Source organism: Paenibacillus cookii (assembly GCF_018333375.1).
Lineage (GTDB): Bacteria > Bacillota > Bacilli > Paenibacillales > Paenibacillaceae > Paenibacillus_AQ > Paenibacillus_AQ cookii.
The window spans coordinates 240,934-266,097 of record NZ_BORW01000001.1 but is presented as its reverse complement, the minus strand read 5'-3'; the positions used below and the strand labels follow the sequence as shown (position 1 = coordinate 266,097).

Annotated in this window: 21 protein-coding genes; 19 read left to right on the top strand and 2 right to left on the bottom strand. The window is 57.6% G+C overall.

The genetic code is table 11. The features are described 5' to 3' along the window. Positions 1-3 precede the first annotated feature (3 nt). Positions 4-351, bottom strand: coding sequence for a YugN family protein (locus tag KI367_RS01385; protein ID WP_036707659.1), 348 nt, complete (start codon positions 349-351; stop codon positions 4-6). A gap of 196 nt (positions 352-547) precedes the next feature. On the opposite strand from KI367_RS01385, the gene KI367_RS01380 reads away from it, so the two are divergent. The 7 genes from KI367_RS01380 to KI367_RS01350 all read left to right on the top strand — a co-directional run bounded on the left by KI367_RS01380 (position 548) and on the right by KI367_RS01350 (position 8,137). Then, complete coding sequence (locus KI367_RS01380) at positions 548-1,723, top strand: M20 family metallopeptidase (RefSeq protein WP_212947067.1); 1,176 nt, start codon at positions 548-550, stop codon at positions 1,721-1,723. Between the two features lie 140 nt (positions 1,724-1,863). Beyond that, a complete protein-coding gene (locus tag KI367_RS01375) occupies positions 1,864-3,552 on the top strand; it encodes a DNA repair helicase XPB (protein ID WP_212947065.1) in 1,689 nt (562 codons plus the stop codon). Then, complete coding sequence (locus KI367_RS01370) at positions 3,549-5,435, top strand: helicase-associated domain-containing protein (RefSeq protein WP_212947063.1); 1,887 nt, start codon at positions 3,549-3,551, stop codon at positions 5,433-5,435. The genes KI367_RS01375 and KI367_RS01370 overlap by 4 nt, the downstream gene beginning before the upstream one ends. Positions 5,436-5,532: 97 nt before the next feature. Next, positions 5,533-5,973, top strand: a complete 441-nt coding sequence (locus KI367_RS01365) for a YlbF/YmcA family competence regulator (RefSeq protein WP_036707668.1) — start codon at positions 5,533-5,535, stop codon at positions 5,971-5,973. 35 nt (positions 5,974-6,008) lie between these two features. Further along, the gene (locus KI367_RS01360) at positions 6,009-6,272 is read left to right on the top strand and encodes a YlbG family protein (RefSeq protein ID WP_036707670.1); all 264 of its coding nucleotides are present in this window, start codon (positions 6,009-6,011) and stop codon (positions 6,270-6,272) included. Between the two features lie 359 nt (positions 6,273-6,631). Continuing rightward, positions 6,632-7,069 (top strand): hypothetical protein, encoded by a 438-nt coding sequence (locus tag KI367_RS01355; RefSeq protein ID WP_036707673.1) that lies wholly within the window; start codon positions 6,632-6,634, stop codon positions 7,067-7,069. A gap of 198 nt (positions 7,070-7,267) precedes the next feature. After that, on the top strand, positions 7,268-8,137 hold the full coding sequence (locus KI367_RS01350) for a PHP domain-containing protein (protein WP_036707675.1): 870 nt from the start codon (positions 7,268-7,270) through the stop codon (positions 8,135-8,137). 86 nt (positions 8,138-8,223) lie between these two features. On the opposite strand, the gene KI367_RS01345 is transcribed toward KI367_RS01350, so the two are convergent. After that, on the bottom strand, positions 8,224-9,981 hold the full coding sequence (locus KI367_RS01345; protein WP_212947061.1) for an Rqc2 family fibronectin-binding protein: 1,758 nt from the start codon (positions 9,979-9,981) through the stop codon (positions 8,224-8,226). 278 nt (positions 9,982-10,259) lie between these two features. Here KI367_RS01345 and KI367_RS01340 point away from each other — a divergent pair, with 278 nt between their 5' ends. The 12 genes from KI367_RS01340 to rsmB all read left to right on the top strand — a co-directional run bounded on the left by KI367_RS01340 (position 10,260) and on the right by rsmB (position 25,091). Beyond that, a complete protein-coding gene (locus KI367_RS01340; RefSeq protein ID WP_212947058.1) occupies positions 10,260-13,046 on the top strand; it encodes a calcium-translocating P-type ATPase, SERCA-type in 2,787 nt (928 codons plus the stop codon). 79 nt (positions 13,047-13,125) lie between these two features. Next, the gene (dapF, locus tag KI367_RS01335; protein ID WP_212947056.1) at positions 13,126-13,962 is read left to right on the top strand and encodes a diaminopimelate epimerase; all 837 of its coding nucleotides are present in this window, start codon (positions 13,126-13,128) and stop codon (positions 13,960-13,962) included. A 218-nt stretch (positions 13,963-14,180) separates the two neighbouring features. Further along, positions 14,181-16,052, top strand: coding sequence for a bifunctional homocysteine S-methyltransferase/methylenetetrahydrofolate reductase (locus KI367_RS01330; protein WP_212947048.1), 1,872 nt, complete (start codon positions 14,181-14,183; stop codon positions 16,050-16,052). Positions 16,053-16,090: 38 nt separating this feature from the next. Continuing rightward, complete coding sequence (locus KI367_RS01325; RefSeq protein ID WP_036707681.1) at positions 16,091-16,987, top strand: YicC/YloC family endoribonuclease; 897 nt, start codon at positions 16,091-16,093, stop codon at positions 16,985-16,987. Positions 16,988-17,045: 58 nt separating this feature from the next. Beyond that, positions 17,046-17,306, top strand: coding sequence for an extracellular matrix/biofilm regulator RemA (gene remA, locus KI367_RS01320; protein ID WP_036707683.1), 261 nt, complete (start codon positions 17,046-17,048; stop codon positions 17,304-17,306). Between the two features lie 16 nt (positions 17,307-17,322). Next, positions 17,323-17,895, top strand: coding sequence for a guanylate kinase (gmk, locus tag KI367_RS01315; RefSeq protein WP_036707686.1), 573 nt, complete (start codon positions 17,323-17,325; stop codon positions 17,893-17,895). A 53-nt stretch (positions 17,896-17,948) separates the two neighbouring features. Then, entirely contained in the window at positions 17,949-18,176 is a 228-nt protein-coding gene (gene rpoZ, locus KI367_RS01310) for a DNA-directed RNA polymerase subunit omega (protein ID WP_036707689.1), read from the top strand. A 274-nt stretch (positions 18,177-18,450) separates the two neighbouring features. Beyond that, complete coding sequence (coaBC, locus tag KI367_RS01305) at positions 18,451-19,674, top strand: bifunctional phosphopantothenoylcysteine decarboxylase/phosphopantothenate--cysteine ligase CoaBC (protein ID WP_212947046.1); 1,224 nt, start codon at positions 18,451-18,453, stop codon at positions 19,672-19,674. Continuing rightward, positions 19,674-22,214, top strand: coding sequence for a primosomal protein N' (priA, locus tag KI367_RS01300; RefSeq protein WP_246536504.1), 2,541 nt, complete (start codon positions 19,674-19,676; stop codon positions 22,212-22,214). The genes coaBC and priA overlap by 1 nt, the downstream gene beginning before the upstream one ends. Before the next feature lie 85 nt (positions 22,215-22,299). Continuing rightward, positions 22,300-22,782 (top strand): peptide deformylase, encoded by a 483-nt coding sequence (def, locus tag KI367_RS01295; RefSeq protein ID WP_212947042.1) that lies wholly within the window; start codon positions 22,300-22,302, stop codon positions 22,780-22,782. Between the two features lie 6 nt (positions 22,783-22,788). Then, on the top strand, positions 22,789-23,721 hold the full coding sequence (gene fmt / locus KI367_RS01290; protein WP_212947040.1) for a methionyl-tRNA formyltransferase: 933 nt from the start codon (positions 22,789-22,791) through the stop codon (positions 23,719-23,721). Further along, on the top strand, positions 23,718-25,091 hold the full coding sequence (rsmB, locus tag KI367_RS01285) for a 16S rRNA (cytosine(967)-C(5))-methyltransferase RsmB (protein WP_052146829.1): 1,374 nt from the start codon (positions 23,718-23,720) through the stop codon (positions 25,089-25,091). Before fmt ends, rsmB begins: the two co-directional genes overlap by 4 nt. Positions 25,092-25,164 lie beyond the last annotated feature (73 nt).

Below are 25,164 nucleotides of genomic sequence, written 5' to 3'. Positions count from 1 at the left end.
GCCCTAAGCTTCCAGCGCAGCTTTGAATTGCTGGATTTTTTGGTTGGCGACGTTAAGAATTTTGGAAGGAATCGGCGTCTCGTATTCCAGCCCGTGGGGGAACGTCGCTTTTCCCATGTAAACGGCTTCGATTTCGAGCACGGCGTGCGGCTTTTCCAGCTTTCCTTCGACGGCGCGCGTGTTCATGCGCAGGAAATATTCCGAGTTCGTGTCTTTATCCTCGATTTTATAATCGTATGTAGCCCGGGTGTATTCCCACTGCCAGCGCACGAATCCCGTTTTTTCAGCTACTTCGTCCAAAAATGCCAGGTCGCTTTTCAGACCGACAAGTCCCGTATTTTCAAAAATCATCCTACAAAATCCTCCCTTTAATTGCCTGTAAAGTTCTTTACTCATGATATTATGTTTCAAGCGCTTGTGCAAGCTTTGTCGGCGCGCGGGACATACCCCGTCCGGCCGGTTTCTGCTACAATGGAAAAAAGGCATTGTGGCCGGAGAGCGGAAAACAATGCGGTAGACATTCTTTTTGGCGAGAGGACGTGTGTACATGAAAGAAGAGGCAATACTGGACGCGCTGCAGCCGCAAATGGTGGAATGGAGGCGCTTTCTGCACCGAAACCCCGAGCTTTCGTACCATGAACGGAAAACGTCGCAGTTCGTGGCCGGCAAGCTGCGGGAGCTCGGGCTGGCCGTATCGACCGAGGTGGGCGGCGGCTACGGCGTCGTCGGCGTTTTGAAAGGCGGCAAGCCCGGCAAAACGGTGGCGCTCCGGGCCGACATGGACGCACTGCCGATCCAGGACGAAAAAACATGCGAATATGCTTCGGGGGTAGCCGGCGTGATGCACGCATGCGGCCATGACGGCCACACGTCGACCCTGCTTGGCGTCGCTGCTTATTTCAGCCGGCGGCAAGCGGACGTTGAAGGGGAGATCCGCTTTATTTTCCAGCCGGCGGAAGAGGTTTGTCCGGGAGGCGCCCGCGGCATGATCGATGCCGGCGTTCTCGATGGGGTCGACGTGATTTACGGGGTCCATTTGTGGACGCCGTTTGCGGCCGGGACGGCGGCAAGCGCGCCGGGACCGCTCATGGCGGCGGCGGACGAATTTTTTATCGACATCACGGGCAAGGGCGGGCACGGAGGCATGCCGCACGTGACGGTCGACAGCGTCGTGGCGGGGGCGGCGGTCGTCATGCAGCTGCAAAGCATCGTCAGCCGGACGGTCGATCCGCTCAAGCCGGCGGTCGTGACGATCGGCACCATCCAGGGCGGCAGCGCGCAGAACGTCATTGCGGAATCCTGCCGCATTACGGGAACGGTCCGCACCTTCGACGAAGAGACGCGCCTGCTTATCCGCAAGCGGATTGAGGATATCGCCCGTTTGACGGCCGAAACCTACGGCGCCAAGGCAAACATCGAATATCTTATGGGATACCCGCCCCTCGTGAATGACGAGGAGGAAACCGGCCGTTTCTTCCGCGTGGCGCCGGGCGTGTTCGGAGAAGGGCAAGTCAGCGAGTGCGCCAAAATCATGCCTGCCGAGGATTTTTCGTATTACCTGGAGCGGGTCCCGGGGTGCTTCATGTTCGTGGGAGCGGGCAACGAAAGCCTTCAGGCGGTTTATCCGCATCATCATCCCCGGTTCGATTTCGACGAATCGGCGATGCTCGCCGCGGCCAAGCTGCTTGTATCGATGACGCAGTCCTATCAGGGCTGGGAATAAGCGGAGGCGGGTTCCGGCTTGAGGGCACCGCAATGCAAGAATAGCCTGGGGATCAATGGGAAAACATAAAGGTATCCGAAAAACGAAGTTCACTTCCTGCGTTAGGAGGTGGACTTTTTCCATATGGAAAGGAGCCGAAGATGAACGATCTTAAAGCCTGCATCGTCCAGCGCGACCGGACGGTGCTGCTGGAATGCGCCCATCCCGGATTCGAGGCGGCTCGGGAGAAGCTTGCCCGGTTTGCGGAGCTTGTGAAAAGCCCCTCCGCTTTCCATACCTACAGAATTACGCCGCTATCCTTATGGAACGCGGCCGCTTTGGGCTGCACCGCCGAGGATATTGCCGCCGACCTGGAGTCAATTGCGCGGTGGGGGCTGCCGGCGGGACTGCTGCAGGAAATCCGCGGGCTCGTCTCAAGGTACGGCAAATTGATGCTGGAAAGGGAAGCGGACGGCGAAGGGGACGCGCTGTGCCTGACGGCTGCCGACAGCCGGCTTCTGGACGAAGCGATCGCGTCCCCGGCATTGTCGGAACTTATGCTCGACCGCATCTCGCCAGTCCAAGCCCGAATTTCGGCTGCCGCGAGGGGCCGCCTGAAACAGGAGCTGATGCGCTATGGGTTCCCCGTGCTGGATTTGGCGGGGTATCACGAAGGCCAGGCGCTGCGGCTTCAGTGGCAAAATGGCGGCGAAGGAAAGCCGTTTGCCCTTCGGAGCTATCAGACGGAAGCCGTTGAGGCGTTCGAAGGCGTAACGGGCAGCGGCGGCAGCGGCGTATTGGTCCTTCCCTGCGGGGCGGGCAAGACCATCATCGGCATCGCCGCGCTTGAAAGACAGCAGTGCGAATGCCTCATCCTGACGTCGAACACCACTTCCGTCGAACAGTGGATTCGCGAATTAACCGAAAAGACGACGCTGAAGCCGGATCAAGTGGGCCAATATACCGGCGAACGGAAGGAAGTGAAGCCGGTTACCGTCGCCACGTACCAAATTTTGACCCACAGGCGTTCCAAGGAAGGCGAATTCGAGCATATGAAGCTGTTTAACGAGCGGAACTGGGGGCTCATCATATACGATGAAGTCCATTTGCTGCCGGCCCCGGTGTTCCGTGCGACGGCGGAGATCCAAGCCACGCGCAGGCTGGGGCTGACGGCGACGTTGGTCAGGGAGGACGGATGCGAACAGGACGTCTTTTCGCTCATCGGTCCCAAACGGTACGAAATGCCGTGGAAAGAACTCGAGGCCAAAGGTTGGATCGCCCGGGTCGAATGCAGCGAAATCCGCGTTCCGATGGATGCCGCGCTTCGGGAAAAGCATGCTTACGCCGAAGGCAAAGAGAAATTCAGGCTTGCCGCGGAGAACCCCGGCAAAACGGCCATCGTCGCCGATCTGCTGAAGAGGCATCCGCAAGGGGGCGTTTTGGTGATCGGGCAATATCTGGACCAGCTGCAAGCGCTCGCCGCCGCGATCGGCGCGCCGCTTATCAGCGGCAGGACGCCGCAGCGCCAGCGGACGGCCTTGTTTGCTTCGTTCCGGAAGGGGGACACGCCCGTGCTCGTCGTGTCCAAGGTTGCGAATTTCGCCGTAGACCTTCCGGACGCATCGGTCGCGATCGAAGTGTCGGGGAGCTTCGGATCAAGGCAGGAGGAGGCGCAGCGGCTAGGACGGATTTTGCGTCCGAAAGCCGGGGACAACCGGGCGTATTTCTATACGCTCGTGACCGAAAACAGCAAGGAAGAGGAGTTTGCCGTCAAACGCCAAATGTTCCTCGTCGAGCAGGGGTATGAATATGCGGTCCATTCCGCAAGGGAGGTGCGTTCGGGAACATGAGCATCAACGATTCGTCCGAATGGAATGAATGGCCCAGCCAGCTCGCCGAATGCGAGGCCGAGCTGTTAAAGGGGCTGGCCGGCCGTTTTGCGGGTCAGCCGTTCGGCGAGCCGGCATGGGAGGAAATCGGCGGCATGGCCCGCAGCGGGGCGGAGCTGAAGCTGTCGTTTCTCCGCCTCCGGAAACGCGGATGGGTCCACGCCGTCAAAAAAGCTTGGGGCGAACGGCTGTATTACATTCCGGCGGAAAAGCTGATCCGGCTGCTGCCGGCCTTGTATGCCCCGCCATGTGCAGGCGCCGCCGCATCAGGGCTTAACATCCGGCGGGAAGCGGGCCCCGGCCTCGCGCTGGACCTGCTGCATGCGCTGGCCTACGTCGCGGACCAGGGGCTTCCGCTGACAGCCAAAGGGACGGTGCACAAAAAAAGCTTGCAGAAGCTGCAGGAGCCGCTTTTTTTAAGCCATGAACACGTAAGGCGGCTCTCCCTGCAGTATGCGCATCAAGATGCGTACGAACCGGCCATTGCCGTCGTGCTTGACCTGCTGTTATGCATGGGATTCATAACGGATAGGGACGGAGCATTCCGGCTTGATGAGCAACGCCTTGGCGAATGGCTCAGCTTGTCGGAGCATGAAATGAACCGCATTCTGCTTCGAACCGCGATCGAGCGGTACGGGCCAAACGATGCCGGCATGCAGCTGTTCCGGTATTTCATTTGCCTCCTTGCGGGACCCGAACGGGAATGGATCGACGTTCCGGCGCTGCTGCGGTGGATGGAAGGCGAAGGGATGCTGAATGCGGCGGATGCAGCCGGCCAAGCGGAAGCTTGGCTTTGCGCCCTTGCCGGATTCGGCTGGGGAGACGTGGCGGAGGCGGATAACGGAGATTGCGCATTCCGGTGGACCGTCGATTCCCGGCGTTTGCTGTTTGAGGACGGCGGAGAAAACGGGGAGGACGACGCGCGTTTTTACGTCCAGCCGGATTTTGACGTCATATGCCCTCCAGGCGTCCCGTTTTATCTGCGCTGGAAGCTGCTGGCCTGTACCGAATTGGTGCAATGCGACCGGGTGTCCGTGTACAAACTGACGCGGGCGGGTACGGCCAAAGCGGCAGAAAAGGGGTTCGGGGCGCCTCAAATATTAAGCATGCTGGCCCAAGGCTCCGCCGCCGAAATTCCGGCGCATGTCGCGGCAGCGGTGGAGCAGTGGGGCAAGGAAATCGGCCGGACCCGGTTCGACGAGGCGCTTCTGCTGACCTGCCTGACCGAGGAGGAAGCCGACCGCATCGCCGCGCATCCCCGGCTCGAAGGCGAGCTGACGCGGATCGGGCCTAAACACTTTATGGTCACAACCTCCGAAACGGGCAAAATACGCAGCATGTTGGAAGGCATGGGGCTGGCTCCGCTTAAAAGGGTCGGCAACGGCGACGGTAAGCCCCCCGCGTATCCGCTGATCGGCGATGAACCGAAGCCGGAAGCCCGGGAGCGGTTGATGCCGGGTCGTTATTACGAGGCACAAGGCATCGTCTATTCCGGCCGCAACGTCCGATTTTTCGATCCGGATCACGACATTCCCGAGCCGGTTTCCTTGTTTCCGGGATATGAGCGGCTTCCGGCAAGATGGCTTCAAGATTTCCGGAGCTACCACAGCTCCACCGCGCAAAGCATCGTCGAGCAGGCTCAAAGCTGGCAAACTAGGGTTTTGCTGAATCTGGGGGGAAAGCGTGCGGAATTCGCTCCGACGGCGGTATATTCGGCTCCCTGGAGGGCGGAGGGCGTTCTGCACGATTTGGAAACCGGGACGTTCGAGCGGCGCGAGCTTGCGGCCGAAGACCTGGGAGAGCTGCGACTGATCGTTCCCCAGCTCGACGGGGAGACGACGTAGTGCCGAAATCCCTCTTCTTAAGGAAGACGGGTTATGATATGATAGAAGAGTCCACTTGACGACAAGTGGAACTTTTAAGGAATTGGGATGAATTTTCATGAGCGTATCAGAAGTGCAGACAATGGACATGGCTGCCGTACTGATGAACGCCTATGAATTAGGCGATATGATCAATCAGTCCGTCGAGGTGTCTGATTATTTATATTGGAAGCAGCGCGTTGACAGCAATCCTGAAATCCAGGAGCTGGTCCGCCTGCTTGCGAAGAAGAAAGAGCTCTTCGAGGAAACCCAGCGTTTCGGACACTTCCATCCGAACTACCACAGCGCGAAGGATGAGGTGAAGGCCGTCGAGGAACAGCTGGATCAGTTTGAGGAAGTCGTACGCTTTAAGCAAGCGGAAAAGGAGCTCGACGATCTGCTTCACCAGATGTCCGAAATGATTGCGTTTTCCGTATCGGACACGATTAAGGTGCCAAGCAACGATCCGCTTCCGAAACGCGGCTGCGGCGGCGGGGGCAAATGCGGCTGCGGCGGTTAAGCTGTAGACAGGGAACATAAGCGAGGTGGGAAAAGATGTTTGCAGAACGGACAGGTTATATTATATGGGTGACGGATGTCAAGGCGGCCAGAAATCTTGAAAAGTATGGAACCGTTCATTATATTTCGAGGCGCATGCATTATGTGGTGATGTACGTCAACGCGGATCGGGCCGAAGAAACGGCCAAAAACATTCGCAGGCTTTCCTATGTGCGAAAGATTGAGCGCTCCTACCGCAACGAGATCAAAACGGAATATACGAAAGACGTTCCCGACAAAACGAGATTTTATGGCCTATAATATCGAAAGGGGCCCGTTCTTTCAGCGGGGATGACCCCGGTTTCCCATCGAACATAAGACGTTTTTTCGCAAAAGCAGCCTAACGGCTAGCAGCCTAACGGCTGCTTTTTTTTTATTCCGCGCTTCGGAAAGCAGCTTCTACGGGGAGGTCCCGGGCGTTCGAACGTTTCGAACGGGATGGGAGCGGTTTGCGGCCTTCGAGGCATGCCTTGTTGCAAGCTGCCGATATTTAGTCGGAGAGCCATCTGGAATTCTATTAATTTTAAGACTTTTTTACTTGTGCAACCAGATGTTGTGATGTAATATAATAGGTAAATATATCTAGACTGAAAGTCCTATGTGGTGGAGAGTGATGTTCCATGCGCGACAGAGGAATGGAAAGGTGGAGCACCTATGAACCATTCTACGTTGTCCTGGGCGATAAAAAGGTTGCTGACATCGTCATAACCAATCATGCAAAAACGAGATATAACGACCGCATCGAGCGCGGGGATCACCAAACGGACGACATTGCGGCATGGATGTGGGAATGCCTGAAACAAAGCCGGATGCTCCCCTATTACCGGAATGAACAGGACGTCTATCTGATTGACGAGGATTTGGTCGTCGTTGCGGAATTTACCGAACTCGAAGGCGAATTTGACATCAGCGGCAATCCTTTGCATAAAATGATCGTGGTTACGTTTTTGGGACGGATGTCCGAAACGATCGAATTAAGAGATTTGAAGTCCTATTATTCCTGGCTGCGCCATTCCCGAAGAATGACGCTCATCAAAAACACCCGAAAACGCAGATAGATTATTTACATAACGGCTGTATGGCAGGCATGGGTCCGACTTTTTCGGACGCATGCCTTTTTTACGGTTCGGCTCGCGAATCCTTGCTTATATTAAGGAAGTTTCCCGTCGCGCAAGATCCGTTTGCGGTTGATTTGGCGGCAGCTGCCCGAATCCTTTACAATAAATACAAGACAAAACGATGTGGAGGAATGCTCAATGACTGTTGCAACGGGAACATGCGACCTGCATACGCACACGCTGGCGTCGGACGGCATGCAGAGCCCCGCGGAAAACGTCCGGCTTGCCCGGGATAAGGGGCTTGCGGCGATCGCCATCACCGATCACGATACGGTCGCGGGCGTGAAGGAGGCGATGGAAGAAGGCGTCCGCAGCGGCGTCACCGTCGTCCCCGGCGTCGAAATCAGCACCCGCGCAAGCGGAAAAGACATTCATGTGCTCGGGTATTACGTCGATTGCGGAAATGAACTTTTTCTGCAGCGGCTGGCCGACCTGCGGAATACGCGGGACGAACGCAACGCGAAAATGATCGCGAAGCTGCGTGAGCTGGGCGTGGACATTACGATGGAAGAGGTCATCGCCGGGCTCGGGAGGGAACTGGGTCCCGATGAGACCGTTGCCCGCCCGCATATAGCGGACGTGCTGGTCGGCAAGGGATATGCCCGCGATATGCGGGATGCTTTTGACAAATATTTAGGGGAAAATGCCCCTGCGTACGTTTCGGTTCCGCGGATTTCGCCCGATGAAGCGTGTTCTTGGATCCGCGAAGCCGGAGGAACCCCGGTGCTTGCCCACCCGGGAATTTACGGCGACGATGGGCTGGTCAGGGAAATATTGGAACAGGCCCGGCCTGCGGGCATCGAGGTCTTTCATTCGGATCACGGGCCCGAGGACGAGAAACGCTATCAGGCCATGGCGGATCAATACGGGCTGATCGTGACGGCCGGCTCCGATTTCCATGGGGCAAGGCAGGGCGTCGTGTTCCACGGCGAGATCGGCAACCGGACGGTTTCGGCAAAGGTGCTTGAACAGCTCCGGCAAGCGTCCGCAGGTTTCGGGTTACGTTAATAGAGGCTCATCACGGAAAAAAGCTGCGCGTTTCTGCTTGGGAAAGCAGGAGCGGCAGCTTTTTTAACGGGTTCCGGCATTCGTGATTATTTTAGCGCGTTGGCGAGACTTTTGATCCGTTCCTCATCCGGCGTGATGACCAGCGTTTTTTGATGGTCGTAGATGACGAATCCGGGTTTGGCCCCGTTTGGCTTGTGGACGTGACGGATCAGGGTGTAATCGACGGGAACGCTGCTGGATTCTTTCGCCTGGCTGTAATAAGCCGCAAGCATGGCCGCCTCCTCGAGCGTCCGGTCACCGAATTCGCTGCTGCGGATCACGACATGGGAACCGGGAATGTCCTTCGTATGCAGCCAGGTATCCCCCGAGGCGGCCAGCTTGTTGGTCAAATATTCGTTTTGCAGGTTGTTTTTGCCGACGTAAATTTCGACGCCTTCGGACGAGGTGAACACATGCAGCGTCGGACGGTCGTTTTTTTTCTTTTTCTTCGTCTTTTTGCTGCGGTCGCGGAGGTAGCCCTGCTGGATCAGCTCCTCGCGGATTTCGTCGATGTCGCTCATGGACGCGTAGGACAGCTGCTGCAGCAGCTCGTCCATGTAGCGGATTTCTTCCTTCGTTTTCTCCAGCTGCTCTTGAATGACGACGAGGCTGTTTTTGTATTTGTTGTATTTTTTGAAATACCGCTGGGCGTTGTCCGACGGCGTCAGCAGCGGATCGAGCGGGATGGAGACCGTCTTTTGCTCCTCATCGTAAAAATTGACGAGTTCGGCCGTTTTGTCGCCTTTTTGGATCGTATGCAGCGAAGCGAACAGCAGCTCTCCATAAATCCGGTACCGGTCGGCATCGTCCGCCTCGGCCAGATCCTTGTGCAGGTAGTCGAGTTTTTTGATGTTTTTGGAGCGTTCGTTTTGCAGGAAACGAAGCAGGTCGCTCACCTTTTGCTTGACCGTGTCCCGTTCGGCTTTTTCCCCGAAATAATCCTCCATGCAGGCGCTGATCGAGTCGTAATGTTTGATCTCGTCCGCCAGCAGCGTCAGGTTGACGGCGGAAAACACCATTTTGCCTTTGGCGTTCGCTCCGGAGACCGGCTTGTATTCGTGTTTACGGACAGGTTCCATCACGGAGGTGAAAGCATCCCATAAGGCGGCGCACCGCTCATACGTTTCGTCCTCGCCCGCTTGAGGGTCAAATACGGCCCCTGTCCCGGCGCGGTGCGCGATTTCCTGGGCGACCAGAGGACTCACCCCGCTGAACGTATCGACGATCCAGGCAACGGGGTCCTGGGCGCCGGAGCATTTGACGAAAAATTCTTTGCGGTCCGCTGCCAGCGGGTCGAGCTTATGTTGCTGCGGCGGTTCGGTGTAGGCAAACCCCGGCATGACGATTCGGTAGCTGCTGATGCTGGGCGTGACGTGATGAATGCCGTCGAGGATGGTTTCGCTCGAATGGTCGGTCAAAATGATGTTGCTGTGGCGTCCCATCAGCTCGACGACGATTTTTTTGGTGGATACGTCCCCGAGCTCGTCGCGCTGGCGGACCGTCAAATGGATGATCCGCTCCATGCCGACCTGGCTGATGTCTTCGATGATCCCGCCCTCGCAATGTTTGCGCATGAGCATGCAGAACATCGGCGCTTCCTGCGGATTCATGAAGCTCCGCTCCGTGAAGTGCACCCGCGGGTACGTCGGATTCGCCGACAGCAGCAGCTTGGCGTTGCCCTCGCGCGTGCGCAGGTGCAGCAGAAGATCGTGGTCTCCGGGCTGGTATATTTTGCTGATGCGGGCTCCCCGGCATTTTTCCAGCTCATGCACGATCGCCCTTGTTACGATTCCGTCCAATGACATGTTTTATATTCTCCCATCTATCATTTATGTAAGTCGTTGGCTTGATTGCGGTCGATTGATCCGGATTTTGCGTGATTCGGTACGGCCGATCGACGGATTGCCGCAAAATCCTCGTTTCAAAACCCGTCCTCTCTATGATGCCATAGTTTGCCCAAAAACTTAAGAGGCCGCTTCTGTGATATTTCAGGCCCTGTCCGAATACATTTACGTTAGAACAGGTGGAAAAGCTGTCGGCCACTTGCCGGCGGCAGCACAAAGAGCGGGAGGGAAAGGGAAGCATGGAACAAAAAGCATGGCATCAGATGAATGCCGAAGATCTGCAGCAGGTTCTGGGCGTCCAGCCGCAGAGCGGCCTGACGGAAGAACAGGCTGACGAGAGAAGGAAGCAGCACGGGAGCAACGAGCTGTCCGAGGGCAAAAAGATCTCTTTATTCGCGCTGTTTTTGAACCAGTTCAAGGATTTTATGGTACTGGTGCTGATGGGGGCCACGCTCGTGTCCGGCCTGTTGGGCGAATATCTGGATGCCGTTACGATTATTGCCATCATTTTGCTGAACGGGGTGCTGGGATTCGTCCAGGAATTCCGGGCCGAGCGTTCCCTGCGCGCGCTGAAGCAGCTGTCGGCCCCGTCCGCCAAAGTGCTCAGGGAAGGCAGGGTCGTCTCGATCCCTGCGAAAATGCTTGTGCCGGGCGACGTCATCCTGCTGGAGAGCGGCGACCGGGTTCCCGCGGACGTGCGGTGGCTTGAAACGAGCAGCTGCTACGTCGAGGAGTCGGCGCTGACGGGCGAATCGGTTCCGGTCGGCAAGCACAGCCAGGTCATATCGGAACCGGAGGTGCCCCTGGGCGACCAGAAAAACCTCGGATTCATGGGCACGATGATGACCCGCGGCACGGCGAAAGGGATCGTCATCCGGACCGGCATGGATACGGAAATGGGCAAAATCGCGGACCTGATCCAAAATACCGACACTCAGCAAACGCCGCTGCAGCACCGGCTCGAGCAGCTCGGCAAACTGCTGATTATGCTGGCCTTGGGCTTGACCGTGATGGTCGTCGTGGCGGGCATTTTGCATGGACAGCCTGCCGTAGGCATGTTCCTCGCCGGCGTCAGCCTTGCCGTCGCCGCCATACCGGAGGGGCTGCCGGCCATCGTGACCGTCGCTTTGGCTCTCGGCGTGCAGCGCATGATCAAACGAAAGGCCATCGTCCGCAAGCTCCCTTCCGTGGAGACGCTGGGCTGCGCGTCCGTCATTTGTTCGGATAAGACAGGCACTTTGACCCAAAACAAAATGACCGTCACGCGGCTTTGGGTCGGCGGCCGGGATCTGGAAGTGACGGGAGACGGCTATGCGCCTACCGGCCAGATTCTCGAAAAGGGAAAAAACATCGACGTCCGCAACGATCAAGCCTTGCGCCGGCTGCTGCAAATCGGCGCGTTATGCAATAACGCGGAAATTTACGAGGTGCAGCAAACGGAGCCGAAAGGCAAACGGAAAGGAAAAGAGGAGCCTGCCGGCCCCGTTTGGGGGCTGAAAGGGGATCCGACCGAGGGCGCGCTCATCACGTTGTCCTCCAAAATGGGCATGACCCCGGAATCTTTGTCCGGTTTGTACAAGCGCGACCAGGAATTCCCTTTCGATTCCGAGCGCAAGCTGATGTCCGTCGTGGTCAGCCACCAGGGCGGCCGGCTGCTGTGCACGAAAGGGGCTCCGGACGTCCTCCTGAACCAGTGCGCTTACATATTATGGGAGGGCAACGTGGTGCCGTTCACCGCGACCTTGAAGCAAAAAGTGCTGGCGGCCAACGAACAGATGGCTTCGAACGCGCTGCGGGTGCTTGGAGCCGCTTACCGCGAAGTCCGGGCGCATGATGCGTTAAGCAGCGAAAAGGAAGCCGAAACCCAGCTCGTGTTCGTTGGTTTGGCCGGCATGACCGACCCGCCGCGGCGCGAGGTGCGCGACGCGATCAACACCTGCCGCCGCGCCGGCATCAAAACGGTCATGATTACCGGGGACCACGGCACGACGGCCGAAGCGATCGCGCATCAGCTCGGCATCATGCCCCGCGGCGGGCTGGCCATGTCCGGACAGGATCTGAACCGGATGGACGACGCGGAGCTGGATGCGAAAGTGGACAACATTTACGTCTATTCCCGCGTCTCGCCGGAGCATAAGCTGCGGATCGTCAAGTCGCTGCAGCGCAAAGGCCATGTCGTGGCCATGACGGGCGACGGCGTCAACGACGCCCCGGCGATCAAAGCCGCCGACATCGGCATCGCCATGGGCATTACGGGAACGGACGTGACGAAGGAAGCTTCGGCGCTCGTGCTGAGCGACGACAACTTCTCCACCATCGTGGCGGCCATCGAGGAAGGGCGGAGCATTTACGAAAATATACGCAAATTTATCCGCTACCTGCTGGCATCGAACGTCGGCGAAATTTTGACGATGTTTTTCGCGATGATGCTGGCGCTGCCGCTCCCGCTGCTCCCGATCCAGATTTTGTGGGTCAATCTGGTGACCGACGGCTTGCCGGCGATGGCGCTTGGCGTCGATCAGCCGGAGAAGGATTTGATGGAGCATAAACCGCGCGGCGCGAGAGAAAACATCTTCGCGCGGCGGCTCGGCTGGAAAATCATCAGCCGCGGCTTTTTGATCGGATTTTGCACGCTGGGCGCCTTCTGGCTGACGCTGCGGGTCGACCCGGGCAATGCCGGACAAATCGCCAAGGCGCAGTCCGTTGCGTTCGCGACGCTCGTTTTGGCGCAGCTCATCCATGTATTCGACTGCAGAAGCTCGCGGTCCATTTTCCACCGGAATCCGCTGCAAAACAAGTATTTGGTGCTGGCGGTGCTCTCTTCGGTCGTCCTGATGCTCGGCGTCATGTACATCGAAGCGCTGCAGCCGATTTTCAAAACGGTTCCGCTCGGGTTCCGCGAATGGTCCATCTCGATCGTGGCCGCAGGCATCCCGACCTTCCTGATGGGCGCTGGCAGCGTATGGGGCGGCCGGCGCTCGAAACGCAGACGTTTCGTGGCGAAAAGTACAAATATTTCGGCATAAAGTTTATACAATTCCGCCATGCCTTAAGCTATGCTTAGGAGCAGTAAAACAAGCAAAACTTAAGGAGTGGCACCATCCGATGGAATTTACGAAAATGCATGGTCTTGGCAATGACTTTATTGTGATATACGGCGAGCAGGCTCTTCCGGGCAATGCGGCGGAGCTTGCCGTCCAATGGTGCGACCGCTATTTCGGGATCGGAGCCGACGGGCTCGTCTACATCCTGCCTTCCGAGCGCGCCGATTACCGGATGAGGATCATCAATTCGGACGGAAGCGAGGCGGAGCAATGCGGCAACGCGATCCGCTGCGTGGCCAAATACGTTTACGACCACGGGTACGTCCAAAGGGAAGAAATTACGATCGAAACGCTCGGAGCCGGCGTGCAAAAGGTCGTCATCCAGGCGGAGAACGGCAGGGCCGCCACGGTAACCGTGGACATGGGCGAGCCGGTGCTGGACGGGCTGCAGATTCCGACCACGATCGACTCGACGCCGGTGGTGGACGTGCCGCTGGAGGCGGACGGGGAGACCTTCCGGTTTACGGCCGTCTCGATGGGCAATCCGCACTGCGTGATTTACGTCGAGGATGCGGTCCGTTTCGATCTCCACACCTGGGGGCCGAAGCTGGAAGTCCATCCGTATTTCCCGAAAAAAGTGAACGTCGAATTTGCGACCGTAGCGGACCGGAAAACGATCGACATGCGCGTTTGGGAGCGGGGAGCGGGTCCTACCCTTGCCTGCGGCACGGGAGCTTGCGCGACGCTCGTTTCTTCGGTGCTGAACGGGAAGACGGACCGCGAGGCGGAAGTGCGGTTGAAAGGCGGAAGCCTCTTCATCAAGTGGAATGAGGAGGACAACCGGATCTACATGACGGGTCCTGCCGCGTTCGTCTTTACGGGCGAAGTCTCGGCTTGATGCCGAAAACGATAGCCGAAAGCTTGCCGGAGCCCCGGGATGGGAGCCGCCGGCAAGCTTTTTTCTTTGAGGGCGCATCGATCGGATGCGCGATGCGCCGACAGCTTGCGTCCCGGCTTCAAGCGCCGTCCTCTTTTTTTGAATTCCCTGCGAACCAGTGGGAATTTGAAGGCATTTGTGATACATTAGATGAAAAATAAGGGTTGGGGGAATAGTTGATGAAGCCGGATTTGCGAGTGGCATTGGACGATAAGGTGCTTGTCGGGGATGGAGCGATGGGCACGTTTCTATATCAAATGGGTTTTCCTGTGGGGATTTCATACGAGGAGCTGAACTTAACCTCTCCGGAGGTGATCCGGGACGTTCACCGGCGCTACGTTCAGGCGGGCGCGCAGGTGCTCGAGTCCAATACGTTTTCGGCCAATTACGATAAACTGTCCAAATACGGCCTGGAATCGAAGGTCAGCGAAATCAACCGGGCGGGCGTGCGGATTGCGCGCGAAGCGGCCGGCCCGGGCGGCTACGTCGTCGGGGCGGTCGGATCCATCCGCGGCGGCAAGCGGACGAATATTTCAAGCGGCGAACTCAAAAAGTATTTCGAGCAGCAGCTGCAGGCGCTCCTCGCCGAAGGCGTGGACGGCGTCATGCTCGAAACGTTCTACGACGTGGAGGAATTGGTGCTTGCCTTATCCATCACGCGCCGTTTAACCGACGTTCCCGTCATTTGCCAGTTTGCGGTCGAGGACGTCGCCAGAACCTTGGACGGCTACACGATGCCCGACGCTTTCCGGATCGTGCAGTCGGAAGGCGCCGACATCATCGGCTTTAACTGCCGCACCGGGCCGAACGGGATTCTGAGCGCGATCAAGGCGCTTGACGGCCGGCTCCCTGCGCCGGTGTCGGTTTACCCGAATGCGGGCGTCGCCGATTACGTGGACGGGGAATACCGCTACGGGGCGGGACCGGAATATTTCGGCCAGATGGCCGTCCAGTTTGCCGATTTCGGCGCCCGCATCATCGGCGGATGCTGCGGCACGACGCCGGCCCATATCGAAGCGATCGCCAAGGCGCTCGCGGAATACGTGCCGCAGCCGGCCGTGTACGAGCCTATTCCCGAGCCGGAGGCCCCGCTGACCGTTTGCGAACCGGAACCGGAAACGCCTTCGGGGAACCGCGAACCGAACCTGGTCGAATTGGCCAAGCAGCGCCACACGGTCATCGTCGAGCTTGATCCGCCGCGCGATCTGGACATTTCGAAATTCATGAAAGGCGCGCACCGGCTGAAAGAGGCCGGAGCCGATGCGCTTACGCTCGCGGACAATTCGCTTGCCGTGACGCGCATGAGCAACATGGCGCTCGGACATCTCGTCCAGGTTGAAACCGGGCTGCGCCCGCTTGTCCACATCGCTTGCCGCGACCGCAACCTGATCGGAACCCAGTCGCACATGATGGGGTTCGACGCCCTTGGCATTGACCATGTCCTGGCCGTGACCGGAGACCCTGCCCGCTTCGGTGATTTGCCCGGCTCCAGTTCGGTATACGACTTAACGTCGTTCGAAATCATCCGGATGATCAAGCAGTTGAACGAAGGCATCGCTTTCTCCGGCAAACCGCTGAAGCAAAAAGCGAAGTTCGTCGTGGGCGCCGCGTTTAACCCGCACGGCAAGCATCTGGACAAAGCGGTGGCCCGGTTGGAACGGAAAATCGCCGCAGGCGCGGACTATATCATGACCCAGCCGGTGTACGATCCGGAACTGATCCGGGCGGTAGGCGAAGCCACGAAACATCTGGATACGCCGATCTTTATGGGAATCATGCCGCTGGCGAGCGGAAGAAACGCGGAATATTTGCACAACGAAGTGCCCGGCATTCAGCTTTCGGACGATGTCCGCAGCCGGATGGCCGGACTCGAAGGGGAAGAAGGCAGGGCGATGGGCGTTCAAATCGCGAAGGAGCTTCTCGACGTCGCGATGGATCATTTCAACGGGATCTATTTGATGACTCCGTTCATGTTGTATGAAATGAGCGCCCAGCTGATCGAGCACGTATGGGCAAGATCCGGCCGCCAATTGTCCCCCTTGTTTCGTTGATCGTAATCAATTACAATAGTGTAATGGATGTGGTGCCGATGTCTTTTAGCATGACCGGATACGGTCGATCCGCCCTTCAGCATGGAGGGCATAAAGTGGTATTTGAAGTGAAGTCCGTCAATCACCGCTACTGCGAAGTCGTGCTTCGTCTGCCGCGTGAGTGGACTTGCTTCGAGGACGCTTTGCGGAGAACGGTGCAGCAATACGTCAAGCGCGGGCGCGTCGATGTGTTCGTCACGAAGGAAGAGGGCGACGATCATGCTCCGCATGCCTTGCTTAACGAACATGCCGTGAAGATGTACTTGAAGGCGGCGCAGGATCTTTCACAGCGTTACGGCCTCGACGGCGAACTGACTGTGAAGGATTTGTTGTCTCTGCCCGACGTTTGGATATCGCCCGAGCACGGAGCCTCGCCGGGTGAACCCGACGTGGACGAGTGGGGGCCGGTTCTCGAAAAGGGACTGCGGGCCGCTTTGGAAGGACTTGCGGCGATGCGAAGCATGGAAGGCAAACATTTGGCGGCGGACGTGGAGCAGCGCTTAAGCAAGCTTCAGGCCCTGCACGCCGAAATGCTGCAGCTGGCGCCTACAGTAGTCGAGGATTACCGCAATAAGCTCAAACAAAGGCTGTCTGATCTTAATGACGGTTCGTTTGCCTTTGATGAACATAAATTTGGCATGGAAATTGCAATTTTCGCAGACCGTTCCAATATAGACGAGGAATTGATACGTCTGCAGAGCCATTTTGAGCAATGCAAGGGTTTGCTTCGTGCGGATGAACCGGTCGGAAGAAAACTGGATTTTCTGATTCAGGAAATGAACAGGGAAGTCAATACGATTGGATCGAAGGCCAATCATCTGACTCTGGTAAACCGTGTTGTCGAAATGAAGGCGGAGCTGGAAAAAATTCGCGAACAATTGGCCAATATAGAATAAAAGGCGCTTTCGACATAAAACAGACAAGAGTCAAATGTATAGGGGGAAGAACCTGATTATGGCAATCAAACTCATTAACATCGGCTTCGGGAATATTGTATCGGCTAACCGAATCATTTCCATTGTAAGCCCTGAATCAGCACCCATTAAACGAATCATTCAGGAAGCGAGAGACCGTCATATGTTGATCGACGCGACATACGGACGCCGGACCCGTGCCGTAATCATTACGGACAGCGATCATGTCATCCTGTCCGCCGTACAGCCCGAAACGGTGGCTCACCGTCTGTCCAGCAAAGACGACGATCATGACGAATAACGAGTTGGGGAGTATTATGTCAAAAGGATTATTGTTTGTATTGTCCGGACCATCCGGAGTTGGAAAAGGAACCGTCTGTACCGCGCTGAGAGGCAAACTTCCGGAACTTGTGTACTCCGTTTCGGCTACGACCCGGAGCCCGCGGCTCGGCGAGGAAGACGGAGTGAATTATTTTTTCAAAACCCGCGAGCAGTTTATGAATATGATGCAAAACAACGAGCTGCTGGAATATGCTGAATACGTAGGGAACTATTACGGCACTCCGCGCGATTTCGTGGAAAAAACGCTCGAGAGCGGCAAGGACATTATTTTGGAGATCGAGGTGCAGGGCGCGCTGCAGGTGAAAGAGAAATTCCCCCAAGGCGTCTTTATTTTCCTGCTGCCGCCGTCCCTGGACGAGTTGAAAGACCGTATCGTGGGCCGCGGCACGGAGAACCAGGCGACGATCGACCACCGGATGTCGGTGGCGGTTGACGAAATCGGCCTGATGGAGCATTATGACTATGCCGTCGTCAACGACGAGATCGATTCCGCATGCAAGCGAATAGAATCCATTATCGTAGCCGAACATTGTAAGGTGAAGCGGTAGGGACTAACGGCTTGCAACATATTTTACTTTGGACAAAAAGAGGTGGCAGTAACGTGTTGTATCCTTCGATTGATGAAATGATGAACAAAGTCGACAGCAAGTATTCGCTGGTGGTCGCTGCATCGAGACGCGCCAGACAGCTGCGCGAGGGAGAAAAAACCGAACTGAAAAACCCGCGCTCCCATAAGTTCGTGGGCGTGGCGCTTGAGGAAATCTACAACGACCTGATCAAGATCGTGCCTGAGCCCGAAGCCGAAAAGGACGAAATCAAAAAACCTTAAGGCCCAAGGGACGCATGGAACGAAGTCGGCCTTCAGCGGTTGCTTCAATTCAATCTATAACCGAAGGGGGAGACGGCATGTTCTCCTGACCTTCGCGTCCATAGACACGGGAACGAATACAACCGCAAGGTTGTATTTTTTTTAAGAACCCTCATGAGCGGTCTTCATACAACTGCAATTGGAACCCCGCAAAGGATAGGAACAAGATTGGCATACAGTCTCCGCTTTGTGGGGATGTTTTTTCTCTATTCCGAAGCGAAAGAAGGCGGTTAACATGTTAAACGGAAAAACGATCGTGCTGGGCGTTACCGGCGGGATTGCGGCTTATAAGGCGGCAAGCCTGTGCAGCAAGCTGGTCCAAAAAGGAGCGGACGTGCATGTCATCATGACATCCTCGGCCAAGCAATTCATCACGGAGCTGACGCTGCAAAGTTTGTCCAAAAACGCGGTGTTCAGCGATACGTTCGACGAAAGGGATCCGGCGGTCGTATCGCACATCCGTTTGGCGGATGCGGCCGATCTGGTGCTGATCGCACCGGCAACGGCCAACATGATCGGCAAGATGGCCCACGGTCTGGCGGACGATATGCTGTCGACGACCCTTCTCGCAACGACTGCGCCGGTCATGCTTGCGCCGGCAATGAATGTACATATGTACGGGCATCCTGCCGTTCAGGAAAACATGAAAACGTTGGAGCGGCGGGGCGTCATGATGATCGAACCCGGGGAAGGGCTGCTTGCCTGCGGTTACGTCGGCAAAGGGCGGATGGAAGAGCCGGAAAGCATCGTGGCCGTGGTGGAGAAATATTTTGCGGACAAGGAGCAGGCTGGGCCCGGTCTTTTGCAGGGGAAAAAGGTCGTCGTGACTTCAGGGGGGACGATCGAACGCATTGACCCCGTCCGTTATATCACCAACGATTCCTCGGGAAAAATGGGATTTGCGATCGCCGAGGCCGCGCGCGCGATGGGAGCCGACGTGCGTTTGATCTACGGGCGGACCGACGTGGCGCCTCCGGCGGGGATCGATACCGAACACGTCCAGTCCGCGGAAGAGATGTACCAGGCCGTGCTGAAGCATTTTCCGGATAGCGACCTGGTCATCAAAGCCGCCGCGGTGGCGGACTACCGTCCGGCGGTAGCGGCGAGCAGCAAAATCAAGAAAAAAGGCGACACGATGACGCTGGAGCTCGTGAAAACGGTGGACATTCTGGAAACGCTCGGCAAAAGCAAAACCCATCAGTTTTTGATCGGGTTTGCCGCGGAAACCCATGACGTCGAAGCGTATGCCAAGGATAAGCTGCGCCGGAAACATTGCGACCTGATCGTCGCCAATGACGTGACGGCGGAAGGGGCGGGCTTCCGTTCGGATACCAACATCGTACAGGTTTTTGATGCGGACGGGTTGGTCGAAAAGATGCCGGTCATGACCAAAAACGAAGTGGCGCGGAGGCTGCTCGCGATTGCGGCCGAGCGGATGAGTGAAGCGGGGAACCGATGATGCTTCCGCAAGTGGCAAAAGTCATCGTCGATGTGCCGGTGAAGGATACGGACCGTCCGTTCGACTATTTGATTCCGGAATTGATGCGGTCGTGGCTTGAGATCGGGAGCCGGGTCGGGGTTCCGTTCGGCCACAGGACGGTTCAGGGGTTCGTGGTCGATCTGCAGGATCGGCCTTCGCCCGGCGGAATGCGCCTGAAAAACATCCAGGAGGTTCTGGACGTCGTGCCTCCGTTGTCTCCCGAACTCGTCAAGCTTGCGGAATGGATGAGCCAAAAATACGCCTGCCGTTTCATTACCGCGCTACAGGTCATGGTGCCGACGGCGCTGAAGGGCAAGGCGGAGCGGTACATCTCGCTTGGGGATCCGGAAGGGCAACCGGAGGAAGAGGACGAGTATTCGCTGGTGCGTGTCGTCGCCGAACCGACGGAAGAAGCAAAAACGATCATGGCCTACGTCGCGCAAAAGGGAGAGGTGCCGGCCCAGCAGCTCAGCCGCATCTTCCCGGATAGCGCCGAAACGATCAAATCGCTGCTGCGAAAAGGAATTTTGCAGGAGAATCAGAGCATCAAGGACAAGCTGCAAAAGAAAATGCTCAAAGCGGTCGACCTCGCCGTCGATCCGGACGAGGCGTTGGCGGCGCTCCCGCAATTTCCGGCCAAGGCGCAGCGGCAGCGGGAAGTGCTGCAGTTTATTCTCGAGATGAAGGAACTGCTCCCCCTTCCGCTTAAAGAGGTGCTTAAGGCGCTTCAGGTCTCGGCGGCCACCGTCAAGGGGCTTGCGGACAAGGGATTCGTTGCGATCGAGGAGATGGAGGTGTTCCGCGATCCGTATCGCGGACGCCGCTTCAAGCCGACGGAACCGCTTCGCCTGAACGACGAGCAGCAGCACGCGTATGACCGGATCGTCGACTCGCTGGATGCACGACGCCACGGGGTTTTCCTTTTGCACGGCGTCACCGGCAGCGGCAAAACCGAAATTTATTTGCAGACGATCCAGCATTGCATCGAACAGGACCGGCAGGCCATCGTCCTTGTCCCCGAAATTTCGTTGACGCCCCAAATGGTGGAACGGTTCAAGGGTCGCTTCGGCGACCAGGTCGCCGTCATGCACAGCCGCCTCTCCGGCGGCGAGCGTTACGACGAGTGGCGGAAAATACGCGAGGGCAAAGTCAAGGTAGCGATCGGGGCGCGTTCCGCCATTTTTGCGCCGTTCGACCGGATCGGCCTGATCATTATGGACGAAGAGCATGAGACGTCTTATAAGCAGGAGGAAAGTCCCAAATACCACGCTCGGGACGTCGCGGTCAAAAGGGCCCGGCAATATGGGGCCGCCGTCGTGTTGGGATCGGCGACGCCGTCGCTCGAAAGTTATCATGCCGCCCGGTCCCAGGCGAACGACGAGTTTGCGCCCATGCTGCTGGAAATGAAGCGGCGGGCGCTCGGCAACGAACTGCCGGCGGTGCAAATCGTCGACATGCGGGAAGAGCTGAAGGAGGGCAACCGCTCCATGTTCAGCCGCTCCCTGCATCAGGCGATCGAAACCCGGCTCCAGCGCGGGGAGCAGATTGTGCTGCTCCTCAACCGGCGCGGCTATTCGACCTTCGTCATGTGCCGCAGCTGCGGTTACGTGGCGGGTTGTCCCGAATGCGACATATCCCTTACCTACCATCAAAAATCGAATAATCTCCGCTGCCATTACTGCGGTTACGCGGAGCCCGCGCCGTCCGTCTGCCCGGAATGCGGAAGCGAACACATCCGTTATTTCGGGACCGGCACGCAGCGGGTCGAAGAGGAACTGGCCAAACTGTTCCCCGGCATCCGGGTCATCCGGATGGACGTCGACACGACGACGGAAAAAGGATCGCACGAAAAGCTGCTGAAGCAGTTCCGCGACAAAAAAGCCGACGTCCTGCTCGGCACCCAAATGGTCGCGAAAGGGCTGGATTTTCCGGACGTGACGCTCGTTGGCGTCATTACCGCGGATTCGGCGCTCAATCTTCCCGATTTCCGGGCGGGGGAAAAAACGTTCCAGCTGCTGACGCAAGTCGCGGGCAGGGCGGGAAGGCACCAGCTGAAAGGGGAGGTGCTGATCCAGTCCTACACGCCGGACCATTATTCGATCATCCATGCCAGCGGCCATGATTATCTGGCTTTCGTCAGGGATGAGCTAAAGCACCGCCGCAACCTGCATTATCCGCCGTATTGCCGGCTGATCCTGATCACGCTGACGCATGAGCAGCTGCCGCTTTTGGTGCGCATGGCGGAAAACATGGTATCTGTGCTTCAGGGAAAAGCAAGGCAGCGCGGCTGGTTCGGCAGCCTGGACCGGCTGACCGCCGACGCGTTTGACGTGCTGGGACCGGTGGCCTCCCCCATTCCGAGGATAAAAAATAGATACAGGTTTCAATGTATGGTAAAATGGCGTGGGAATATCGATGCCGTCGGCCTCGTCCGCGAATCGGCCGAGCAGCTGGAAGAGACGGCGCATAACCAGCAGCTGCAGATCAGCATTGACGTAGACCCGCAAATGCTGATGTAATCGGCGCGGCATAACGTTGAAAGCGAAATGAAAACCATTAGGATTACAAAATCCGTACATGAATAAGCATAAGGAAGGTGTCATCATGGCAATCCGCATTATCGTAAAAGAACCCGATGCCGTGCTCCATAAAACGGCAAAAGAAGTAAAAGAGATCACCCCGAACGTAAAAAAACTATTAAACGATATGGCCGATACGATGTACGACGCGGAAGGCGTAGGCCTTGCGGCGCCGCAGGTGGGCATTCTGAAACGCCTGATCGTCGTGGACGTGGGCGACGAACACGGCTTGATCAAGATGGTCAATCCGGTCATCGTCGACAAGGAAGGCGAGCAATTCGGACCGGAGGGCTGCCTGAGCATTCCGGGCTACAACGGCGACGTTCGCCGCGCCGAGAAGGTGACGGTCAAAGGGCTGGACGAAAACGGCAACGAGATCACGATTACGGGCACGGGGCTTTTATCCCGCTGCTTCCAGCATGAGATCGACCATCTGGATGGCGTTTTGTTTACGGACATCGCCGAAAAAGTGTACGAATACGTGCCTGAACGTTCCGGAAGGGAGTAATGCTTCATGAATATCGTATTCATGGGGACGCCGGCTTTTGCCGTTCCCAGCCTGCGAATGCTGCTTAGCGAGGGATACAACGTCGTTGCCGTGGTCACCCAGCCGGATCGGCCCCAGGGGCGCAAAAAAGTGCTGACGCCTACGCCGGTCAAGGAAGTCGCTTTGGAACACGGCATTCCCGTGCTGCAGCCTCAGCGCATGCGCAGCCCCGAAGCGGTCGCGGAGCTTGCGGCCTACAAGCCGGATTTGATCGTTACGGCCGCCTACGGCCAAATCCTTCCGAAAAGCGTGCTGGATCTTCCGGCGAACGGCTGCGTGAACGTGCACGGATCGCTTCTTCCCAAATACCGGGGAGGGGCTCCGATCCAGCGCTGCATCATCAACGGCGAAACCGAAACGGGAATCACGCTGATGTATATGGCCGAAGGCCTCGATACCGGGGACATGATTGCCCGGGTCAAAGTGGCGATCGACGAGGAGGACACGTCCGGCACGTTGTTCGAGAAGCTCAGCCTTGCGGGCGCGGAGCTGCTCAAAGAACAAATGCCGGGGCTGGCAAACGGCCGCGTCGAAGCCGAAAAGCAGGACGAGAGTCTCGCGACGTACGCGCCGAACTTGAAACGCGAAGACGAAAAGATCGATTGGAGCGCCTCCACGCGCGATATATACAACCAAATCCGCGGGCTGGTGCCTTTTTCCGGCGGCTTTGCCTTGTGGAACGGCGAGGTGTTTAAGGTGTGGGCTTCCCGGAAGGCCGACAAGGCGTCGAAGGACGCCGCTCCGGGAACGGTGCTGCAGCTTGCCGAGCAGGGAATCGAGGTTAAAACCGGAGACGGCTCCCTGTGGCTGACGCGGGTGCAGCCAAGCGGCAAAAAGCAGATGGATGCCGCAGAATTCGCGCGCGGCAAAACGATGGCGCCGGGGACGGTGTTGACGTGAGTGCAGGAAAACGTCAGGGCAAGCCCGCCGCTTCGGCGCGGGAGGTTGCCCTTGATGTGCTGACGCGGGTCGAAGAAAACAAAGCCTACAGCAATTTGCAGCTGAATTCGGCCCTGCAGCGGGCTTCTTTGCCGCGCGAGGATGCAGGGCTGGCGACGGAGCTGGTCTACGGGACGATTTCCCGTCTGAATACGCTGGACTATTTTTTGGAACGGTTCGTCACGAAAGGTATCCAGAAGCTGCAGCCGTGGGTCCGGAATTTGCTCCGGCTGAGCTTGTACCAGCTGATGTACCTGGACCGCATTCCTCCCCACGCCGCCGTAAACGAGGCGGTCAATCTGGCCAAGCGCCGGGGACATCAAGGAATATCCGGCATGGTGAACGGGGTACTTCGCAGCGTCCTGCGCAGCAAAGACGAGCTGGTCCTGCCAAGCGGCCTGCCGCCGGCGGAGCGCATTGCGCTTGAGCATTCCCATCCGCTGTGGCTGGTGGAACGTTGGATCGACGAATACGGGGAAGGCGCCGCCGAAGCCATATGCCGCGCGAACAACGAACCGCCCGCGGTAAGCGTGCGGGTGAACACGACCATGATCAGCCGCGAAGGCATGCTGGCCGAGCTGGAACAAGCGGGCGTAAAAGCCGCTCCATCGGCCCTTTCCCCGGAAGGCATCCTGGTCTACGGCGGCGGCAACATGGCCCTGACGGACTGGTACCGGGACGGCCAAATTTCGATCCAGGACGAAAGTTCGATGCTGGTCGCCGGCGCCGTCGCTCCCGAACCGGGGATGCGGGTGCTCGATTGCTGCGCCGCTCCGGGCGGAAAAACGGCCCATATGGCCGAGCTGATGAAGGACCGGGGCGAAATCGTGGCCAACGAGCTGCATGAGCATAAGCGGAAGCTGATCGAAGCCCAGGCGGAAAGGCTCGGTTTAGGAAGCATCCAGGCGGTGACGGGCGATGCGCTCGAGCTCGCCCGGCGTTATCCCGCGGATTCCTTCGACCGGATTTTGCTTGATGCCCCTTGCTCGGGACTTGGCGTCATCCGGCGCAAGCCCGATTTGAAGTGGACCAAAACCCCGGACGACATCGGCGAAATCGCCGCCCTGCAGCGGAAGCTGCTAGATTCGGTTTCCACCCTGCTGCGCGTCGGAGGCATCATGGTATACAGCACCTGCACGATCGGACGGGAAGAAAACGAACAAGTGGTCCGCCATTTTTTGGACACCCATCCGGGGTTCGGGCTGCCGGAGGATTCCGGCGGGACTTGGGGCAAGCTGCATTCGGACGCCGAAGGGGCGGGCGTGCAGATCATGCCTCAGGATTACGGCAGCGACGGTTTTTATATCGCGAGAATCCGGAGATTCTTTTAAACTGTAAAATCGCAAGGTATAAAGAGATGGTACAGCCTATTGATCCCGCTCGGCCTAAGCTTGGCGGGTTTCT

Bases quoted from the DNA above. Each gene is read 5' to 3' on its own strand.
- KI367_RS01385 (WP_036707659.1), bottom strand. From the start codon at position 351: ATGATTTTTGAAAATACGGGACTTGTCGGTCTGAAAAGCGACCTGGCA.
- KI367_RS01380 (WP_212947067.1), top strand. From the start codon at position 548: ATGAAAGAAGAGGCAATACTGGACGCGCTGCAGCCGCAAATGGTGGAA.
- KI367_RS01375 (WP_212947065.1), top strand. From the start codon at position 1,864: ATGAACGATCTTAAAGCCTGCATCGTCCAGCGCGACCGGACGGTGCTG.
- KI367_RS01370 (WP_212947063.1), top strand. From the start codon at position 3,549: ATGAGCATCAACGATTCGTCCGAATGGAATGAATGGCCCAGCCAGCTC.
- KI367_RS01365 (WP_036707668.1), top strand. From the start codon at position 5,533: ATGAGCGTATCAGAAGTGCAGACAATGGACATGGCTGCCGTACTGATG.
- KI367_RS01360 (WP_036707670.1), top strand. From the start codon at position 6,009: ATGTTTGCAGAACGGACAGGTTATATTATATGGGTGACGGATGTCAAG.
- KI367_RS01355 (WP_036707673.1), top strand. From the start codon at position 6,632: ATGCGCGACAGAGGAATGGAAAGGTGGAGCACCTATGAACCATTCTAC.
- KI367_RS01350 (WP_036707675.1), top strand. From the start codon at position 7,268: ATGACTGTTGCAACGGGAACATGCGACCTGCATACGCACACGCTGGCG.
- KI367_RS01345 (WP_212947061.1), bottom strand. From the start codon at position 9,981: ATGTCATTGGACGGAATCGTAACAAGGGCGATCGTGCATGAGCTGGAA.
- KI367_RS01340 (WP_212947058.1), top strand. From the start codon at position 10,260: ATGGAACAAAAAGCATGGCATCAGATGAATGCCGAAGATCTGCAGCAG.
- dapF (WP_212947056.1), top strand. From the start codon at position 13,126: ATGGAATTTACGAAAATGCATGGTCTTGGCAATGACTTTATTGTGATA.
- KI367_RS01330 (WP_212947048.1), top strand. From the start codon at position 14,181: ATGAAGCCGGATTTGCGAGTGGCATTGGACGATAAGGTGCTTGTCGGG.
- KI367_RS01325 (WP_036707681.1), top strand. From the start codon at position 16,091: ATGTCTTTTAGCATGACCGGATACGGTCGATCCGCCCTTCAGCATGGA.
- remA (WP_036707683.1), top strand. From the start codon at position 17,046: ATGGCAATCAAACTCATTAACATCGGCTTCGGGAATATTGTATCGGCT.
- gmk (WP_036707686.1), top strand. From the start codon at position 17,323: ATGTCAAAAGGATTATTGTTTGTATTGTCCGGACCATCCGGAGTTGGA.
- coaBC (WP_212947046.1), top strand. From the start codon at position 18,451: ATGTTAAACGGAAAAACGATCGTGCTGGGCGTTACCGGCGGGATTGCG.
- priA (WP_246536504.1), top strand. From the start codon at position 19,674: ATGCTTCCGCAAGTGGCAAAAGTCATCGTCGATGTGCCGGTGAAGGAT.
- def (WP_212947042.1), top strand. From the start codon at position 22,300: ATGGCAATCCGCATTATCGTAAAAGAACCCGATGCCGTGCTCCATAAA.
- fmt (WP_212947040.1), top strand. From the start codon at position 22,789: ATGAATATCGTATTCATGGGGACGCCGGCTTTTGCCGTTCCCAGCCTG.